Source organism: Enterobacter sp. Y17 (assembly GCF_019730495.1).
GTDB lineage: Bacteria > Pseudomonadota > Gammaproteobacteria > Enterobacterales > Enterobacteriaceae > Enterobacter > Enterobacter asburiae_B.
On sequence record NZ_JAASKP010000001.1, the window covers coordinates 2406679 to 2425273 of the forward strand.

15 protein-coding genes, 1 pseudogene and 1 other annotated feature are annotated in these 18595 nt (G+C 56.0%); of the genes and pseudogenes, 6 read left to right on the plus strand and 10 right to left on the minus strand.

The annotated features are described in order from the left end of the window. Positions 1 to 17 precede the first annotated feature (17 nt). From hemH to HCH49_RS11415, 8 genes are all read right to left on the minus strand, one after another. Positions 18 to 980, minus strand: coding sequence for a ferrochelatase (gene hemH, locus HCH49_RS11380; RefSeq protein WP_033144798.1), 963 nt, complete (start codon positions 978 to 980; stop codon positions 18 to 20). A 124-nt stretch (positions 981 to 1104) separates the two neighbouring features. Then, entirely contained in the window at positions 1105 to 1749 is a 645-nt protein-coding gene (adk, locus tag HCH49_RS11385; protein ID WP_006809841.1) for an adenylate kinase, read from the minus strand. A gap of 194 nt (positions 1750 to 1943) precedes the next feature. Continuing rightward, the gene (gene htpG, locus HCH49_RS11390; protein WP_087822110.1) at positions 1944 to 3818 is read right to left on the minus strand and encodes a molecular chaperone HtpG; all 1875 of its coding nucleotides are present in this window, start codon (positions 3816 to 3818) and stop codon (positions 1944 to 1946) included. Positions 3819 to 3928: 110 nt separating this feature from the next. Continuing rightward, positions 3929 to 4534: a recombination mediator RecR gene (recR, locus tag HCH49_RS11395; protein WP_008499298.1), complete on the minus strand. Its 606-nt coding sequence runs from the start codon at positions 4532 to 4534 to the stop codon at positions 3929 to 3931. After that, the gene (locus HCH49_RS11400) at positions 4534 to 4866 is read right to left on the minus strand and encodes a YbaB/EbfC family nucleoid-associated protein (protein ID WP_003858972.1); all 333 of its coding nucleotides are present in this window, start codon (positions 4864 to 4866) and stop codon (positions 4534 to 4536) included. Before HCH49_RS11400 ends, recR begins: the two co-directional genes overlap by 1 nt. 54 nt (positions 4867 to 4920) lie before the next feature. After that, entirely contained in the window at positions 4921 to 6849 is a 1929-nt protein-coding gene (gene dnaX / locus HCH49_RS11405; protein WP_039263966.1) for a DNA polymerase III subunit gamma/tau, read from the minus strand. Further along, positions 5527 to 5591: a sequence feature (DnaX frameshifting element), on the minus strand. It overlaps the preceding gene by 65 nt. 88 nt (positions 6850 to 6937) lie before the next feature. Continuing rightward, positions 6938 to 7489 (minus strand): adenine phosphoribosyltransferase, encoded by a 552-nt coding sequence (gene apt, locus HCH49_RS11410; RefSeq protein ID WP_000127359.1) that lies wholly within the window; start codon positions 7487 to 7489, stop codon positions 6938 to 6940. Between the two features lie 150 nt (positions 7490 to 7639). Beyond that, a complete protein-coding gene (locus tag HCH49_RS11415; RefSeq protein ID WP_221702701.1) occupies positions 7640 to 8017 on the minus strand; it encodes a DUF454 family protein in 378 nt (125 codons plus the stop codon). A gap of 50 nt (positions 8018 to 8067) precedes the next feature. On the opposite strand from HCH49_RS11415, the gene priC reads away from it, so the two are divergent. Then, entirely contained in the window at positions 8068 to 8595 is a 528-nt protein-coding gene (gene priC, locus HCH49_RS11420) for a primosomal replication protein N'' (RefSeq protein ID WP_047061255.1), read from the plus strand. A gap of 14 nt (positions 8596 to 8609) precedes the next feature. Continuing rightward, positions 8610 to 8808: pseudogene (gene rsmS / locus HCH49_RS11425) on the plus strand (pleiotropic regulatory protein RsmS). Between the two features lie 11 nt (positions 8809 to 8819). Here rsmS and mscK read toward each other — a convergent pair. Together mscK and acrR are read right to left on the minus strand one after the other, a co-directional pair. Beyond that, a complete protein-coding gene (gene mscK / locus HCH49_RS11430) occupies positions 8820 to 12167 on the minus strand; it encodes a mechanosensitive channel MscK (protein WP_221702702.1) in 3348 nt (1115 codons plus the stop codon). Between the two features lie 113 nt (positions 12168 to 12280). Next, on the minus strand, positions 12281 to 12934 hold the full coding sequence (gene acrR / locus HCH49_RS11435; RefSeq protein WP_033144791.1) for a multidrug efflux transporter transcriptional repressor AcrR: 654 nt from the start codon (positions 12932 to 12934) through the stop codon (positions 12281 to 12283). Between the two features lie 141 nt (positions 12935 to 13075). Here acrR and acrA point away from each other — a divergent pair, with 141 nt between their 5' ends. The 4 genes from acrA to HCH49_RS11455 all read left to right on the plus strand — a co-directional run bounded on the left by acrA (position 13076) and on the right by HCH49_RS11455 (position 18570). Next, positions 13076 to 14269 (plus strand): multidrug efflux RND transporter periplasmic adaptor subunit AcrA, encoded by a 1194-nt coding sequence (acrA, locus tag HCH49_RS11440; protein WP_029741963.1) that lies wholly within the window; start codon positions 13076 to 13078, stop codon positions 14267 to 14269. Between the two features lie 22 nt (positions 14270 to 14291). Beyond that, positions 14292 to 17438: a multidrug efflux RND transporter permease subunit AcrB gene (gene acrB, locus HCH49_RS11445; RefSeq protein WP_029741964.1), complete on the plus strand. Its 3147-nt coding sequence runs from the start codon at positions 14292 to 14294 to the stop codon at positions 17436 to 17438. Between the two features lie 511 nt (positions 17439 to 17949). Next, entirely contained in the window at positions 17950 to 18324 is a 375-nt protein-coding gene (tomB, locus tag HCH49_RS11450; RefSeq protein ID WP_008499288.1) for an Hha toxicity modulator TomB, read from the plus strand. Between the two features lie 27 nt (positions 18325 to 18351). After that, positions 18352 to 18570, plus strand: a complete 219-nt coding sequence (locus HCH49_RS11455; RefSeq protein ID WP_008499287.1) for an HHA domain-containing protein — start codon at positions 18352 to 18354, stop codon at positions 18568 to 18570. The last annotated feature ends 25 nt before the right edge of the window (positions 18571 to 18595 follow it).

Consider the following 18595-nt stretch of genomic DNA (forward strand, 5'->3'; position numbering starts at 1 on the left):
CCCGGCCCGGAGTGCGATCAGCGGCTGTTCGTTACCAGCGAGACCATCATGTCGATATGCTCAGGCGAGTCGTTAAGCGCCGGAATGTACTCATACTTTTCGCCGCCAGCCTCAAGGAAAAATTCCCGGTTTTGCACCGCGATCTCCTCCAGCGTTTCCAGACAGTCTGCCGAGAAGCCCGGCGACATCACCTGAATGTGCTTCACGCCCTTCTCACCCAGCATTTTGAGGGTTTCATCGGTATAAGGCGTCAGCCACGGCTCGCGACCGAAGCGCGACTGGAAGGTCATCATCACCTTCTCCGGCGGCAGGCCAAGGGCGGAAACCAGCTCGCGCGTGGTATCGCGGCAGCGCTGCGGATAATCATCCCCTTCATTGGCGAAACGCTGCGGGATCCCGTGATAGGAGAGCAGCAGCAGATCCGGCTCGCCGTGCTTTTCAAACGACGCGCGCGCGCTGTTGGCAAGCGCCTGGATGTAGAGATCGTTATCCGCGTAGTCTCGAATAAAGGTCACGCCCGGAATGCGGCGGCGGGTCGCCAGAATGCGGGCCAGCTCGTCCCAGACGGCGGCCACCGTCGAGCAGGAGTACTGCGGGTAGAGCGCCAGCACGACGATATGGTCCACGCCCTGCGCCAGCAGTGATTCCACCGCGCTTTGCAGGGACGGTTTTCCGTAGCTCATGCCGAGCGCGACGGGCATATCCGGCAGTCGGGCGGCCAGCGCTTTTTCCTGGCGACGGCTGTATACCATCAGCGGCGAGCCCTCTTCCATCCAGACGGACTGATAAAGTTTGGCGACGCGCGGAGAACGAATCGGCAGAATGACGCCACGCAGCAGCGGCCACCACAGCAGTCTCGGGAAATCCACGACGCGCGTGTCGCTTAAAAATTGTCGCAGGTAGCGTTTTACCGCGTCTGATGTAGGTGCTTCTGGAGTGCCCAGATTGGCAAGCAGGATGCCGGTTTTCGCCTGACTCATTCACGCCTCTTAACCATTTGATAGGTTGTCAATTGTAGCGGAAATGCGTTTAAACGAAACCCATTGCTGTAATAGGTAAGATGAGAATATTTCTCACCCGGGAGCCCGGGTGAGAGGCGCGCGATTAGCCGAGGATTTTTTCCAGCTCTGCACGTACGTCAGCCACGGCTTTGGTGCCGTCAACTTTGGCGTATTTGGTGTTACCCGCCTGCGCTTCTTTGGTGTAGTAGCCGATCAGAGGCGCGGTCATCTGATGGTATTCCACCAGGCGTTTACGCACGGTCTCTTCCTGATCGTCTTTACGGGTGGTCAGCTCTTCGCCGGTCACGTCGTCTTTGCCTTCAACCTTAGGCGGGTTGAATTTTATGTGGTAAACGCGGCCAGAAGCAGCGTGTACGCGACGGCCAACGATACGGTCAACGATCAGCTCGTCCGGTACGTCGAACTCCAGAACGTAGTCCACGTTGATGCCCGCTTCTTTCATGGCGTCAGCCTGAGGAATGGTGCGTGGGAAGCCGTCCAGCAGGAAACCGTTACGGCAGTCTTCCTGCGCAATGCGCTCTTTGACCAGAGCAATAACCAGCTCGTCGGTCACCAGCTTGCCTGCGTCCATGATGTCTTTCGCTTGTTTACCCAGCTCGGAGCCAGATTTTACAGCGGCGCGCAGCATGTCACCGGTGGAGATTTGCGGAATACCGTATTTCTCCATGATGAACTGAGCCTGAGTTCCTTTACCCGCGCCCGGAGCGCCAAGCAGAATAATACGCATTGCGAAAATCCCCTCAAAAGTCGTTTCAATTTTTCAAAAGCGCTAAACAATACCATCAGAACGGGCATCGCTCAAGGAAGGCGGGAAGGCTGAAACGGTTAACGGGGGGAGATTATTTGGGAGGGTGCGGTCTGGTGCCCTCACCCCGGCCCTCTCCCACGGGAGAGGGAGAAGACCAGGGGAGGCGTGGTCAATTACGCCAGCAGCAGCGCATTCACACGTTTAATGAACAGGTTAGGATCTTCCAGCGTGCCGCGCTCGGCCAGCAGGGACTGATCCAGCAGCAGCTCAACCCACTCGGCAAAGCGGGCGTCGTCCTGGGTATCCGCCGCGCGTTTCACCAGCGGATGATCCGGATTAAGCTCAAAGATATATTTCACTTCCGGCATCGCCTGGCCCGCCGCCGCGAACAGTTTCGCCATCTGGGTGCTCATTTCGTCCGCATCGGTAGTGACAATGGCCGGGGTGTCGGTCAGACGGTGCGTGAAGCGTACCTCTTTCACGCGCTCGCCCAGCAGGTTTTTCACGCGCTCAACGAACGGCTCCAGCGCCTTCTCGGCTTCTTTCGCGCTTTCGTCCACTTCATCCGCCAGCTTGTCGATGGACTCGTCGGCCTTGGCTACGGACTGGAACGCCTTACCGTCGAACTCGGTCAGGTAGTTCATCATCCACTCGTCGATGCGGTCAGAAAGCAGCAGCACTTCGATGCCTTTCTTACGCAGCAGCTCCAGGTGCGGGCTGCTCTTCGCCGCCGCGTAGCTGTCGGCGGTGATGTAGTAGATCTTCTCCTGCCCTTCTTTCATGCGGGAGACGTACTCTTCCAGCGACACGGTCTGCGCGGAGGAGTCGGTGTGCGTAGAGGCGAAGCGCAGCAGCCTGGCGATCGTTTCAACGTTCGCGGTGTCTTCTGCCGGGCCTTCTTTCAGCACCAGGCCAAACTGTTTCCAGAAGGTCTGATATTTTTCCGCATCGTCTTTCGCCAGTTTCTCCAGCATCTGCAGCGCACGTTTGGTCAGGGCGTTGCGCAGGTTACGGGTGACGGTGCTGTCCTGAAGGATCTCACGGGAGACGTTCAGCGGCAGATCGTTGGAATCGATCAGACCACGCACGAAGCGCAGGTAGTTCGGCATGAACTGCTCGGCGTCGTCCATGATGAACACGCGCTGCACGTACAGCTTCAGGCCGTGCTTGTGATCGCGGTTCCACATGTCCCACGGCGCCTGTGCCGGAATGTACAGCAGGCTGGTGTACTCCTGCTTACCTTCCACGCGGTTGTGGCTCCAGGTCAGCGGGTCGGTAAAGTCGTGGGCGATGTGCTTGTAGAACTCGTTGTATTCGTCGTCTTTAATTTCAGACTTGTTGCGCGTCCACAGCGCCTGCGCCTTGTTGATCTTCTCCCAGGAAACCACGGTTTCACCGTCTTTCTCTTCCTGTTTTTCAATCTCTACCGGCAGGGCGATGTGATCGGAATATTTGCTGATGATGGAGCGCACGCGCCAGTCGTTCAGGAAATCATCTTCCCCTTCACGCAGGTGCAGGGTGATTTCGGTACCGCGATCCGCTTTGGTGATGTCATCAACGGTATATTCGCCTTCCCCTTTGGATTCCCACAGCACGCCGTTCTCGGCGCTGTCGCCTGCCGCACGGGTACGGACGGTAACTTTGTCGGCCACGATAAACGCCGAGTAGAAGCCCACGCCGAACTGGCCGATGAGCTGGCTGTCTTTCGCCTGGTCAGAGCCCATGGACTCAAGGAACGCTTTGGTGCCGGATTTGGCGATGGTGCCGAGGTGGTCGATCACCTCGTCGCGGTTCATCCCGATGCCGTTATCGGCGATGGTCAGGGTGCGGTTCTCTTTATTGAACGAGACGCGCACGCGCAGCTCGCCGTCACCTTCGTACAGGTCCGGGTTGGACAGCGCGCGGAAGCGCAGCTTGTCCGCCGCGTCCGAGGCGTTGGAAATCAGCTCACGCAGGAAAATTTCTTTGTTGGAATACAGGGAATGGATCATCAGGTGCAGAAGCTGTTTTACTTCTGACTGGAAACCACGGGTTTCTTGTCCTTTCATCTATGTCGACCTCAACAATGCCATTTAATGGGGTTTTAAAACGTTGAGTGAGAGATGGGGATAAGGGGGGAAATTTTCAAGCGGAGGCCGCGCGCGCAGCCTCCGTTTGGTCAGAAAATAATCTTGTGACGCCCGGCCAGAGAGTGCGACAGCGTGGTGCCGTCGACCATTTCCAGCTCGCCGCCCACCGGCACGCCGTGGGCGATGCGGCTGGCGTCAACGCCGTACTGCGAGCACAGTTCGGCGATGTAGTTGGCGGTTGCCTCTCCTTCCACCGTCGGGTTGGTGGCGAGGATCACCTCTTTGATGGTTTCGGACTCAAGACGCTGTTCAAGGCGGTCAAGACCGATATCATCCGGGCCAATACCGTCCAGCGGGGAGAGATGCCCCATCAGCACGAAGTAGCGGCCGGAAAACTGCCCGGTTTGTTCGATGGCGTAGATGTCCGCCGGACTCTCCACCACGCAAATCTGACCGTTTTCCTGACGACGCGGGTTCGTACAGATGTTACACACGTCCTGCTCGGTAAAGGTGCGGCAATCCGCACAGTGACCAATTTCTGACATGGCGCGGGTTAAAGCCTGCGCCAGGCGCATCCCGCCGCTGCGGTCGCGCTGCAATAGCGTAAACGCCATGCGCTGCGCCGACTTCGGGCCAACGCCCGGCAGGCAGCGCAGTGCTTCCATTAACTGCGTGAGCAGCGGACTGGTTTGCATCAGAATGGCATCTTGAAGCCAGGCGGAAGCTGCATACCGCTGGAAACAGAGGCCATTTTCTCTTTCTGAGTTTCGTCGATACGGCGAGCGGCATCGTTAAACGCGGCTGCAACCAGATCTTCCAGCATCTCTTTGTCGTCTTCGAGCAGGCTCGGGTCGATTTCCACGCGACGGCAGTTGTGCGCACCGTTGATGGTCACTTTGACCAGACCGGCACCGGATTCACCCGTGACTTCCAGCTGAGCGATCTCTTCCTGCATCTTCTGCATTTTTTCCTGCATCTGCTGAGCCTGCTTCATCAGGCCACCCAGACCGCCTTTTCCACCAAACATAGGCTTCTCTCTTCTTTCACGTTTAAGGATTACAACCGTAAGTCAGACTCACGATCAAATGGGGCGAATACTCTCTTCATCCAGATCGGCGTCGAAGAACCGGCGCAGGGTCTGAATGTTGTTATCCGCAATAATCGCCTCGCGCGCCTGCGCGAGCTTTTCTTCATAAATGGCCTGGCGCCACTCGAGCGGCGTTTTCACTGCCGGATTATCATCTTCAATGATAGTCAATTCAACCGGCGCACCCTGTAATGCGGTGAGCGCCTCCGCCAGCGCCTTTTGCGCGCCAGGAGAATTGAGGTGCCGCTGACCCGGACGCAGGTGTAAACGCACCTGATTACCATCCTGCTCTTTCCAGGCATTCAGCGCGACCTGCTCGACCAGCTTCGGCAGCTGGAGTTTGCTGACCTCGGCGGCCCAGGCGTCGCGCGCAATGGACTCTTCAGCAAGCTTCGCGGAAAGCTCCGGCGTTTTCTCATGCTCCAGCGCCTTTTTCAGCGCTTTCGGCGTGGCGACCTCTTCCTTCACCTCTTCGGTGATGGTGGTTGCCTTCCAGCGGTAAGCCTCTTCTTTCACCGGGGCTTTCTGCTCAAGCGCGGACGGTGCCGGACGCGACTGTACGCGCTCCGTTACCGAGGCCAGTCGTTCAAGCGCGGCGTTGTTCACCGGCCGCGCTCTTCCTGGCGCTGCCGGTTCACTCTTTTTTGGTTTGGTTACTCCCTGCGCACGCTGCAGCTGGCTGCGTGCGGCAAGCACCGAACTGGTGGCATCCGACAGCGGCACGTTTTGCTGCGGCGGCGGTGTCGGCTGCGGTGGCACCTGCTGCGGCGACATCACCGCCGTAGGGGCGACCGGCGCGAAAGACTGCCGCGGCGCTTCCGGCTCCGGCAATGGCATGCGCGGGTGGAACGCCAGCGCGCGCAGCAGCGTCATTTCAACGCCCATTCGTGGATCCGGCGCGAAAGGTAGCTCTTTGCGGCCAATCAGCAGCGTCTGATAGTACAGCTGCACGTCGGCAGGCGGCACGGTGCGGGCAAGTTCACGCATCCGCTGTTCAATGGCGGCCATATCCGCACCGATGGCGGACGGTGAAAGCTGCAGCATCGCCACGCGGTGCAGCAGGCTGAGCATCTCAACCAGCAGTCCTTCCCATTCGATACCCCGGGCAGCGGCCGCGTTCACCTGCGACATCACGCGTTCGCCGTTGGCGGCAATCATCGCCTCGATAAGCGACAGCGCCTGATCGTCATCCAGCGTGCCGAGCATGGTGCTGACCGCCTCGGTGGAGAGCTTGCCGTCACCGCTGGCAATCGCCTGGTCGGTCAGGCTGAGCGCATCACGCAGGCTGCCGTCCGCCGCCCGGGCCAGCAGCTGCAGGGCTCGCGGCTCGTGAACAATCTTCTCTTCATCAAGAATGTGCTCAAGCTGCGCGCGGATCTGCTCAACGTCCAGCGCCTTCAGGTGGAACTGCAGGCAGCGCGACAAAATCGTGACCGGCAGCTTTTGCGGATCGGTGGTCGCCAGCAGGAACTTCACATGCGCGGGCGGCTCTTCCAGCGTTTTCAGCAGGGCATTGAAACTGTGGCGCGACAGCATGTGCACTTCATCGATCAGGTAGACCTTGAAGCGGCCGCGCGCCGGGGCGTACTGCACGTTATCGAGCAGATCGCGGGTATCTTCCACTTTGGTGCGCGAGGCGGCGTCGATCTCGATCAGATCGACAAAACGCCCCTGCTCGATCTCCCGGCAGTTATCGCACACGCCGCACGGCGTGGCGGTGATCCCGGTTTCGCAGTTGAGACCTTTTGCCAGCAAACGGGCAATAGAGGTCTTACCGACGCCGCGGGTGCCGGAGAAAAGATAGGCGTGATGGATGCGACCTAGCGACAAGCCGTTCGCCAGGGCCGTCAGCACATGTTCCTGACCGACAACGTCAGCAAAGGTTTGTGGTCGCCATTTACGGGCTAACACCTGATAACTCATGGGCAGGCTCTGCAACGCTGGAAGGTGAATTTATGGAGGGGAATGCTATCACAACCTCACCCATTGAGCGAGGTTGTGAAAACCGGGATTAATGACCCGGGAAAGGCACCAGGCTGTAGCTGGTGATGCCCTGTTTTTCCAGGCGCTGTTCACCGCCGAGATCGAACAGGTTGATGATGAATGCCGCGTCGGTCACTTCACCACCCAGACGACGGATCAATTTCACGGTCGCTTCAATGGTACCGCCGGTTGCCAGCAGATCGTCCACCACCAGCACTTTGTCGCCAGGCTTGATCGCATCAACGTGGATCTCCAGCTGATCGGTGCCGTACTCCAGCTCATAGCTCTCAGCAATGGTTTCACGCGGCAGTTTGCGCGGCTTACGCACCGGCACAAAACCCACGCCCATTGCCAGCGCAACCGGTGCGCCAAACAGGAAGCCACGGGCTTCGGTACCTACTACTTTGGTGATCCCGGCGTTTTTATAACGCTCGACCAGCAGTTCAATGCTGAGCGCGTACGCTTTCGGGTCTTCCAGCAAGCTGGTGACATCACGGAAAAGAATGCCAGGCTTTGGATAGTCCTGGATGCTTTTGATGCTGTTTTTCAGATATTCAAGCTGCTGTGCAGTTGCGGTCATCGGTTTTGCCTAAATGAAACAGTGTTACTCACAGCGCGCAACGAGTCGGCCAAGGCAACAATTGTTTAACCTTTGACCAGGCGCACCTGTGCTCGAAAACGGTCGAATTTACTGGCTGCGCGTGATAATTGCAACAGCCATGATGAGGCTTCAGTGCTTTTGTTGCTTTTCATCAACCACGGGGATCCGCCACATGAAGAAAAGCAGGCAGGAGAGGATCGCCAGCAGCAGAATACGTACCCACATCATTTTCACCAGCCATAATGAAATAGCGAAGGTGATGAGGATCACCGCGATCGCGCGCGGCTTCGCGCCGGGCGGTATGGCCCGGTGTTTTTGCCAGTGCCGCAGATAGCCGCCAAACCACGAGCGATAGAGCAGCCAGTGGTGAAAACGCGGCGACGAGCGGGCGAAGCACCAGGCCGCAAGCAGGATAAACGGGGTGGTCGGCAGCAAGGGTAAAAACACGCCCAGCGTGCCAAGCACTACCGCGAGCCAGCCAATGATGATTAAAATAGTACGCTTCATAATGCGAATCGTTATCAAACTGAACGGCTACTTTACCACTGGAGAGCGCCTTGAAAACAGCACTGCTTCTTGAGAGGCTGCAAAATCAGCTTAGTGCTCTGCGGGAGCAGGCTACACCGCTGATGGGCCACGCCACGCTGAAACCGCGCTTTGACCGGCAGCTTTTTCGTACCCGCAGCACCGTCATTCAGGATTACCTGGCGGAAGCGCAGACGAACCTCGACGAGCTTCGCCATGCGGTTGAGAGTGAACAGCAGGAACAGGTGGCGTGGCTCGCAGAGCATCTCACAGAGCAGATCACCGCTCTGCATCGCGAAATCGCCGCCTGGCCGCTGCGCGCCTGGGACAGCGCCTCGCCGGGGCTCGGTAAATGGCAGCGCAAGCGGCTGGAGAACCAGGAGTTTGAGCGCCGGCTGTTTGAGATGAAGCGCGAGCGCGAGACGCGGCTAAACAACAGCGAGACGCTGGAAGAGCAGCAGCTATTGATGCGCGAGATTAGCGCGCTGGAAGGACGTATCGTCCGCTGCCGTCAGGCGCGGGACGAGATTGAGCGCGTCATTGAACGTTTGACCCGTTAACAGGAGCCACACCCATGTCACTGGAAAATGCACCCGATGAGGTCAAGCTGGCCGTCGATTTGATTATGCTTCTCGAGAATCATGAGATCCCCGCCGAGACGGTGCTTAAGGCGCTGGAGATTGTGCGGCGGGATTTTGAAGGAAAATTACCCTCACCCCAACCCTCTCCCTGAGGGAGAGGGGGAAAATCGTTCCCTCGCCCCTGAGGGCTGAGAGAAAATAGATTAAGCAGGCGTAGGATCGTCACCCTTAATGTCGCGCTTCACTTCCGTATGCTCATCACCTTTCTCGTTGCGCAGGTGAACCTCGAGCTGGTTGAAGGCGATATTAATATCGTTTTCACGGCACAGACGATCGATAGAACGGTTGAGTTCATCCACCGTGTAGCTGCGGTCACGCAGCTCGCGCACGTATAAACGCAGCTCGTGATCCAGCGTGCTCGGCCCAAAGGTGGTGAAGAAGACCGCCGGCGCCGGATCGTGCATCACTTTCGGATGTTCTGACGCCGCCTTGAGCAGTACCTCTTTCACCTTCTCCAGATCCGATCCGTAGGCTACGCCCAGGCGGATCACCACGCGCGTCACCGTATCGGAAAGCGACCAGTTGATCAGGCGCTCGGTCACGAACGCTTTGTTCGGGATGATCACCTCTTTGCGATCGAAGTCGGTGATGGTGGTGGCACGAATACGGATCTTGCTGACCGTACCGGAGAAGGTGCCGATGGTGACGGTATCGCCGATTCGTACCGGACGTTCGAACAGGATGATCAGGCCGGACACAAAGTTACCGAAGATCTCCTGCAGGCCAAAACCAAGACCGACCGAGAGGGCGGCCGCCAGCCACTGCAGTTTATCCCACGAGACGCCAAGCGAGCCAAAGACCGTCATCGCCCCAACAATAATGATCACGTAGTTGAGGATCGTGGTAATGGCGTAGGACGCCCCCTGGCGGAGATTCAGACGCGACAGGAGCAGCACTTCGAGCAGGCCTGGCAGGTTGCGAATCAGCGCCCAGGCCACCACCGACGACACCAGCGCAAACAGCAGGCTACCCATGGTCACGCTTTTCATGACCGCCGCGCCCGCTTCGGTACCGTTGTATTGCCAGAGGGTAATACTGTCGAGATAGGCGAAAACGGTAATAAGATCGGACCAGATAGCCCAGAACATCACCGCAAACAGGGCGATCATCACCAGCATGGTGATGCGCAGCGTCTGCTGGTTAACCTGCTCCAGGGCAATGGTCGGCTCTTCCTGAGGCTCCGCGCCTTCGGCCCCCTCTTTCACCTGATGCTGACGACGCGCGATAGCACGGCGATAGGCGATGCGGCGGGCCGCCACGCTCAGGCCGCGCAGCACGGTCTGATAGAGCAGGTTCCAGACGATCACCAGATAGACCGTTTCAATCCAGCGCCCGGACAGGCGCAGCGTGGTATAGAAGTAGCCCGTTGCCGTCAGCACCATCAGCGCCAGCGGAATGATCGCCAGCACCGTCACGGTGGCCAGGCGAATATTGTGGGACTCTTTATCACGCCAGCTGTCGCGGCACATCGGCCACATCAGGATCGCGATCAGCAGCAGGTTCAGCAGGATAACCAGCTGGCCCAGCACGTCATCCATCAGGTGCAGCGGAGAAAGCTCAGAGACAACCGACCAGAAGTGCAGCGGCAGGAGCGCCAGGCTGATGCGCACAATCTGACGACGCCAGTGGCTGGTCAGCTGCGCAGGCATGTTGAAATGACGCACCGCCACGCCGTCTTTTTCCAGCACCTTCCAGCACACGCCAAACACCAGCCAGAACAGCGCCAGTTTTTTACTGAACGCCCACAGCAGGTCGCTGACGTTGAGCTGCATGGTGAGCAGAATCAGGCCCACGGCCAGAATAATCAGACACACCGGCAGGGCGCGGATGAGATCGATGAGAATCGCTTTTGGCGTATGGAGCTGGCTATCGTTGCGCAGCTGCCCCACTTCGGAGGCCAGCTTCGCCTGGTAGTTTCTCAGCCAGCCCAGACGCCAGCGGATCAGACCGGCAATCAGCAGCAGCGGTAATCCCGCCAGCAGGGCAATCGTCACCGCAGGCCAGGCTTTCTCCCAGTTTACGGTGATCTTCATGCTCTTAATCTGCGTTTTCAGCGTCTCCGGGAAGGATTTGACCCAGTCCCAGTCCATCGGCTTGTTGCTGTTCACCCAGAAAATCTGCTGGGTCAGTATCTCCTGCAGACTTTTCGAGACGCTCACCAGCTGCTGCTGGTTGATTTGCAGGTTAATGGCCATCATCAGCTGGTTGCCCAGCTGTTTGTTGAGCTGGTCCAGCAGCTCGCGACGCATATCGACGACCTGGAGCAGCGCGTCGTGCACTTCCGGGTTCACGTCGCTGGAATGCCCCTCTTCAATTTTGGCGACAAAGGCATCGCTCTGGAAAAGGGCATCACGCTGCTGGTTGACGTCAAACTGTTCCAGACGTAAATCCGCAATGCGGTTGGTCATGTCCTCCAGCTCATCGGCGGACGGGAGCGTCTGCTGCTGCTGGTAGAGAATACGCGACAGCAGGAGGCTGCCCTTCAGGACCGCAATCTGCTCTTTGATGTTGCGTTCAGCCTGCAGCGCGCGATCCAGCCAGTTCTTCACTTTGATATTTTGCTGAACCAGCGAGTTGCCGTTTTCCGTCGCCAGTATCAGGCGCTGGCTAAGCTGGTGGTTGGCCTCGAGCTCCTGTTTCACCAGCGGATTTGCCTGAATGCGGGCGGTTTCGTCAGGCGATACGGCCTCCTGGGCGGTTTTTTCCGTCAGGGTCAGGCGTTTGCTGTTTACCGCCTCCTGCAACAGCTGAAGCTGGTGTTCCAGGCGGTTAATATTCGCGGTGACGTAATCACGCTGTTTCTGAAGCGTGTCCTGCAGCACCGTATTCCCTTCCAGGCTTTTACGCTGCTGTTCGATTTGCGCATTGAGCAAGGTCTGCTGTACCAGCAGCAGGGTTTGCTGCGTCGGGCGCAGCGTGCCTTCGCCTACCATCGTGCCGTTCAGACGGTTGCGGATCTGCTGCAGCTGCTGAGACGCGGCGTACATCGCGTTTTGCACGCGCTCGGGCTGGGTCTGAAGCGAGACAAGCTGGCTGTTATAGGTTGCGAGATCCGACTGCGCGGTTTGCAGGTCGTCAAGCAGCTGCGCGACGCGGGACTCCAGCTGGCGTAAAGAGAGCGTCGAGAGCGTCTTGCGCGTCTCGTCATCGTTATCCACATCGCTGAGGGCATTCAGCGCGTCGGTGGCCTTACGCATGTTTTCAGGCGCCTGCGCCACCTTCTGGCGAAGCTGGACGGTTTCCGCTTTGATGCGTTCAATTTTATCCAGCGTTTCCAGCGTTTCCGTCAGATCCTGCTGGACGAGTTTCTCCTGAGGGGAGAGATCTTTTTGTTTGTTCAGCGTGTCGAGCTGCGACTGAACATCGCCGCGCGAGGGAATATCATTGCTGTTATCGGCGCGGGCCCAGGTCAGCGGCGCCGTGGCGAAGAAAAACAGCATCGCAAAGAGCAATGCAAAAACAGGATGTTGCGAGCGATTGATGGGCAGCATAGTTGTGAATGATGTCAGAAGATGACCGAAAATAGTCCGGCGTGAAGAATATCACGCTCGCTGAAAGCAGAATAGCGCGAACGTTATCCTCTGAGATAAATCCTGGAAAGGGATCAGGCCGTTAGCGAAGGCGCGTCGCTGCGCAGCGTGGGGCAGAGCTGTAGCATTTCCAGTAAAATCGCCACGTAGCTGCGGGCTTCCTCTTTGAGGTCAAAGGATTGCGGCGAGAAAAGCCAGTTTTCCATCAGACCTGAAATGTAGCTGCGCATCAGGATTGCCGCCCGTCGGGTCAAGAGATTAGCCGGTAAGAGTTTTGCCTGCATACACAGGTTCAGGTTCTGTTCAATACGATCATAGCTCTCCAGGCTAAGGCTGCGTTGCGCCTGCTGCACCACCGCCATCTCGCCCACGAACTCGCATTTATGAAAAATAATCTCCATCATTAATCTGCGACGTTCTTCAACTACCGTTGCTTCAAGGATATATACTAATATTTCTCTCAATACTGAGAGTGGATCGTCAGGGAATTTTGCCCGATACTCACTCTCAAGATCGCTAATGCTGGACTCTGAAAGCTCCCAGATTTCACTGAACAGATCTGACTTATCTTTAAAATGCCAGTAAATCGCTCCTCGCGTCACACCGGCAGCCTGAGCAATCTGCGCCAGCGAGGTGGATGAAACACCCTGCTGCGAGAACAAACGTATTGCCACATCCAGAATGTGTTGTCGGGTTTCCAGCGCTTGTTGTTTAGTTTTTCGTGCCATAGGTGGGTGAATTTACAGGAGTCAGATTTACATACATTTGTGAATGTATGTACCATAGCATGACGATAATATAAACGCAGCAATGGGTTTTTAGACTCAGGACCCTTGATCAATTTGAAATCGGACACTCGAGGTTTACATATGAACAAAAACAGAGGGTTAACGCCTCTGGCGGTCGTTCTGATGCTCTCAGGCAGCTTAGCGCTAACAGGATGTGACGACAAACCAGCTCAACAAGGAGCTCAGCAGGCGCCAGAAGTAGGCGTCGTGACGCTCAAATCTGAACCTCTACAAATCACCACCGAATTACCAGGCCGTACCAATGCTTACCGCATTGCGGAAGTGCGTCCTCAGGTCAGCGGCATTATCCTGAAGCGTAACTTCACCGAAGGTGGTGATGTGAAAGCCGGTGAGTCTCTGTATCAGATTGATCCAGCAACCTATCAGGCCTCTTATGAAAGTGCGAAAGGCGACCTGGCGAAAGCACAAGCCGCGGCCAAAATTGCTCAGCTGACGTTGAACCGCTACCAAAAGCTGCTCGGTACCAAGTACATCAGCCAACAGGATTACGATACCGCTCTGGCCGATGCACAGCAGGCTAACGCGGCCGTGGTGGCAGCCAAAGCGGCCGTCGAAACCGCGCGCATTAACCTGGCCTATACCAAAGTGACCTCCCCTATCAGCGGTCGTATTGGTAAATCTTCCGTCACGGAAGGGGCGCTGGTGCAGAACGGTCAGACCAATGCGCTGGCAACCGTGCAGCAGCTTGATCCGATCTACGTTGACGTGACGCAGTCCAGCAACGATTTCCTGCGCCTGAAACAGGAGCTGGCTAACGGCACCCTGAAACAGGAAAACGGCAAAGCCAAGGTGGAGCTGATTACCAACGACGGTATTAAGTTCCCGCAGGAAGGTACCCTGGAATTCTCTGACGTGACGGTCGACCAGACTACCGGTTCCATCACCTTACGTGCGATTTTCCCGAACCCTGACAAAAATCTGCTGCCAGGTATGTTCGTTCGCGCGCGTCTGGAAGAAGGAACGAATCCAACCGCACTTCTGGTTCCACAGCAGGGTGTGACCCGTACGCCACGCGGCGATGCGAGCGCGCTGGTTGTTGGGGCTGATGACAAAGTCGAAACGCGCAATATCACCGCCACCCAGGCGATTGGCGATAAATGGCTGGTGACGGAAGGTCTGAAAGATGGCGATCGCGTGATTGTTACTGGTTTGCAAAAAGTTCGTCCTGGCGCGCAGGTTAAAGCACAGGAAGTGAAATCTGACGATAAACAACAAGCTTCGGCCGCTGGCCAGTCAGAACAAACCAAGTCTTAACTTAAACAGGAGCCGTTAAGACATGCCTAATTTCTTTATCGATCGCCCCATATTTGCGTGGGTGATCGCCATAATCATCATGCTGGCCGGGGGACTTGCGATCCTGAAGCTGCCTGTCGCGCAATATCCAACGATTGCGCCACCGGCGGTGACAATTTCCGCAACCTACCCGGGGGCTGATGCGAAAACGGTGCAGGACACCGTCACCCAGGTTATCGAACAGAACATGAACGGTATCGATAACCTGATGTACATGTCCTCAAACAGTGACTCCACCGGTACGGTGCAGATCACCCTGACCTTCCAGTCAGGTACGGATGCTGACATTGCGCAGGTTCAGGTGCAGAACAAACTGCAGCTGGCAATGCCTTTGCTGCCGCAGGAAGTACAACAGCAGGGTGTGAGCGTCGAGAAATCGTCCAGTAGCTTCCTGATGGTTGTCGGCGTTATCAACACCAACGGCACCATGACGCAGGAGGATATTTCCGACTACGTGGGCGCCAACATGAAGGACGCTATTAGCCGTACTTCCGGTGTGGGTGACGTGCAGCTGTTCGGTTCCCAGTACGCGATGCGTATCTGGATGGATCCGAACAAGCTGAACAACTTCCAGCTGACGCCGGTTGACGTGATCAGCGCGATTAAAGCGCAGAACGCCCAGGTAGCGGCCGGTCAGTTAGGCGGTACGCCGCCGGTGAAAGGCCAGCAGCTTAACGCCTCGATCATCGCGCAGACCCGTCTGACCTCTGCCGATGAATTCAGCAAAATTCTGCTGAAGGTGAATCAGGACGGTTCGCAGGTTCGCCTGCGCGACGTGGCGAAAGTTGAGCTGGGCGGTGAGAACTACGACATCATCGCGAAGTTTAACGGTAAACCGGCTTCCGGTCTGGGTATCAAACTGGCGACCGGCGCTAACGCCCTGGACACCGCCACGGCGATCCGCGCAGAGCTGAAGAAGATGGAACCGTTCTTCCCGTCAGGTCTGAAAATCGTTTACCCGTACGACACCACGCCGTTCGTCAAAATCTCGATTCATGAAGTGGTTAAGACGCTAGTTGAGGCGATCATCCTGGTATTCCTGGTGATGTACCTGTTCCTGCAAAACTTCCGCGCGACGCTTATCCCAACGATTGCCGTGCCGGTGGTATTGCTCGGGACCTTTGCGATCCTGTCGATATTCGGCTACTCGATAAACACCCTGACGATGTTCGGGATGGTGCTCGCCATCGGCCTGCTGGTGGATGACGCCATCGTCGTGGTCGAGAACGTCGAACGCGTGATGGCGGAAGAAGGTTTGCCGCCGAAGGAAGCGACCCGTAAATCAATGGGCCAGATCCAGGGCGCGCTGGTCGGTATCGCGATGGTGCTGTCTGCGGTATTTATCCCGATGGCCTTCTTCGGGGGCTCTACCGGTGCGATTTACCGCCAGTTCTCCATTACCATCGTTTCCGCGATGGCGCTGTCGGTGCTGGTGGCGTTGATCCTGACCCCTGCCCTGTGTGCCACCATGCTGAAGCCAATTCAGAAAGGCGGTCACGGCGAGCACAAAGGGTTCTTCGGCTGGTTTAACCGCATGTTCGATAAGAGCACGCATCACTACACCGACAGCGTGGGCAACATCCTGCGCAGCACCGGTCGTTACCTGCTGCTCTATATCATCATCGTGGTGGGCATGGCCTTCCTGTTCGTTCGTCTGCCAAGCTCGTTCCTGCCAGATGAAGACCAGGGCGTGTTCCTGACGATGGCGCAGCTTCCGGCGGGTGCCTCGCAAGAGCGTACCCAGAAAGTGCTGGATGAAGTGACGGACTACTATCTCACCAAAGAGAAAGACAACGTTGAGTCCGTGTTTGCGGTTAACGGCTTTGGCTTTGCGGGTCGTGGTCAGAACACCGGTATTGCCTTCGTTTCTCTGAAAGACTGGTCTGAACGTCCAGGCGAAAAGAACAAGGTTGAAGCCATCACCGGCCGTGCAATGGGAACCTTCTCGCAGATTAAAGATGCGATGGTCTTTGCCTTTAACCTGCCAGCGATTGTTGAACTGGGTACGGCGACCGGTTTCGACTTCCAGCTGATTGACCAGGGCGGTCTGGGCCACGAAAAACTGACGCAGGCGCGTAACCAGCTGTTTGGTGAAGTCGCTAAACACCCTGACCTGCTGGTCGGCGTGCGTCCAAACGGCCTGGAAGATACGCCGCAGTACAAGATCGATATCGACCAGGAGAAAGCTCAGGCGCTGGGCGTATCCATCAGTGACATCAATACCACGCTGGGCGCAGCCTGGGGCGGTAGCTACGTTAACGACTTCATCGATCGCGGTCGTGTGAAGAAAGTGTACGTGATGTCCGAGGCGCAGTACCGTATGTTGCCTAACGATATCAACAGCTGGTTCGTGCGCGGCAGCAATGGTCAGATGGTACCGTTCTCGGCGTTCTCAACCTCACGCTGGGAATACGGTTCGCCGCGTCTGGAACGCTATAACGGTCTGCCATCGATGGAGATCCTGGGTCAGGCTGCTCCGGGCCGAAGCACCGGTGAAGCCATGAACCTGATGGAAGAACTGGCAAGCAAACTGCCTGCGGGTATCGGCTATGACTGGACCGGTATGTCCTATCAGGAACGTCTGTCCGGTAACCAGGCCCCTGCCCTGTACGCCATTTCACTGATTGTGGTCTTCCTGTGTCTGGCGGCACTGTACGAGAGCTGGTCGATTCCGTTCTCCGTTATGCTGGTGGTTCCACTCGGGGTTATCGGTGCGCTGCTTGCGGCAACGTTCCGTGGACTGACCAACGACGTTTACTTCCAGGTAGGCCTGCTGACAACCATTGGCTTGTCGGCGAAGAACGCGATACTTATCGTTGAATTCGCCAAAGATCTGATGGAGAAAGAGGGCAAAGGCCTTATTGAGGCGACGCTTGAAGCGGTTCGTATGCGTCTGCGCCCAATCCTGATGACGTCGCTGGCGTTCATCCTCGGCGTACTGCCGCTGGTTATCAGCTCCGGTGCGGGCTCCGGCGCGCAGAACGCGGTAGGTACAGGCGTGATGGGCGGTATGGTTACCGCGACCGTACTGGCTATCTTCTTCGTACCGGTGTTCTTCGTGGTGGTTCGCCGCCGCTTTAGCCGCAAGAATGAAGATGTTGAACACAGTCATTCGGTAGAACCTCACTGATACCGGTTCCACATGATAAAAAGGCCGCATTAGCGGCCTTTTTCATTTTCAGAAAAAATCATAAATTACGCTTATTGTGGCTCTATTTATTTTCTGCCATCTTAAATAGACATATCATAATTAACTGATACCTTAATCGGTGAATTCAGGATTTTTTTAATTTCATTTCCCCGCTTAAGCTATTAGGAATATTCCTAATAAGAAGTTCTTACAAAGATAAGTCTGAATCTGAACTTTTCTCATCATTTTTGCTAAGCCGATGAAACGTAAGGAAGCGATAAAACCCCGTCGTTAATTTGGATAAAAACGTTGAGTCCAGGGTGACCATTTGCGTACACGCTCCCAGCCTGCGGTTTTTATTTGTAATTTTTCGTAATAGCGCGGTGAAATCCAGGAAGGAGTGGCTTATAGTTAGGTTATCAGGAACACAGCACTCATGTAGCTAAGTCAGTTGTATCCATCCCGACAATGATGTTCGGTGAGTAAGAAATCACTCAGAAGGGGATGCGCTATGGACGAGTACTCGCCAAAAAGGCATGATATCGCGCAGTTGAAATTTCTCTGCGAATCCTTGTACCATGACTGCCTTGCCAATCTTGATGAAAGTAACCATGGCTGGGTAAACGACCCAACATCTGCCATCAATTTACAGTTGAATGAGCTGATAGAGCATATCGCAACCTTCGCACTTAATTATAAAATTAAGTACAATGAAGATAATAAGCTCATTGAGCAAATTGATGAATACCTGGACGACACCTTTATGTTGTTCAGCAGTTACGGCATTAACGCGCAGGATTTGCAAAAATGGCGTAAATCGGGAAATCGGCTATTCCGCTGTTTCGTCAACGTGAGCAGAGCTAACCCGGTGAGTCTTTCCTGTTAAAATTATTACAATTACTAAGGTGAATTTATGTCTGATAAACCACTCACAAAAATCGATTATTTGATGCGCTTACGACGTTGTCAGTCAATTGATACGCTTGAGCGCGTCATTGAAAAGAATAAATACGAGCTTTCTGATAATGAACTGGCGGTATTTTATTCAGCCGCTGACCATCGTCTTGCTGAACTGACAATGAATAAACTGTATGACAAAATCCCTACTTCTGTGTGGAAATTTGTCCGTTAATCTTTGAAGGGTGTCTGTAGAGTTC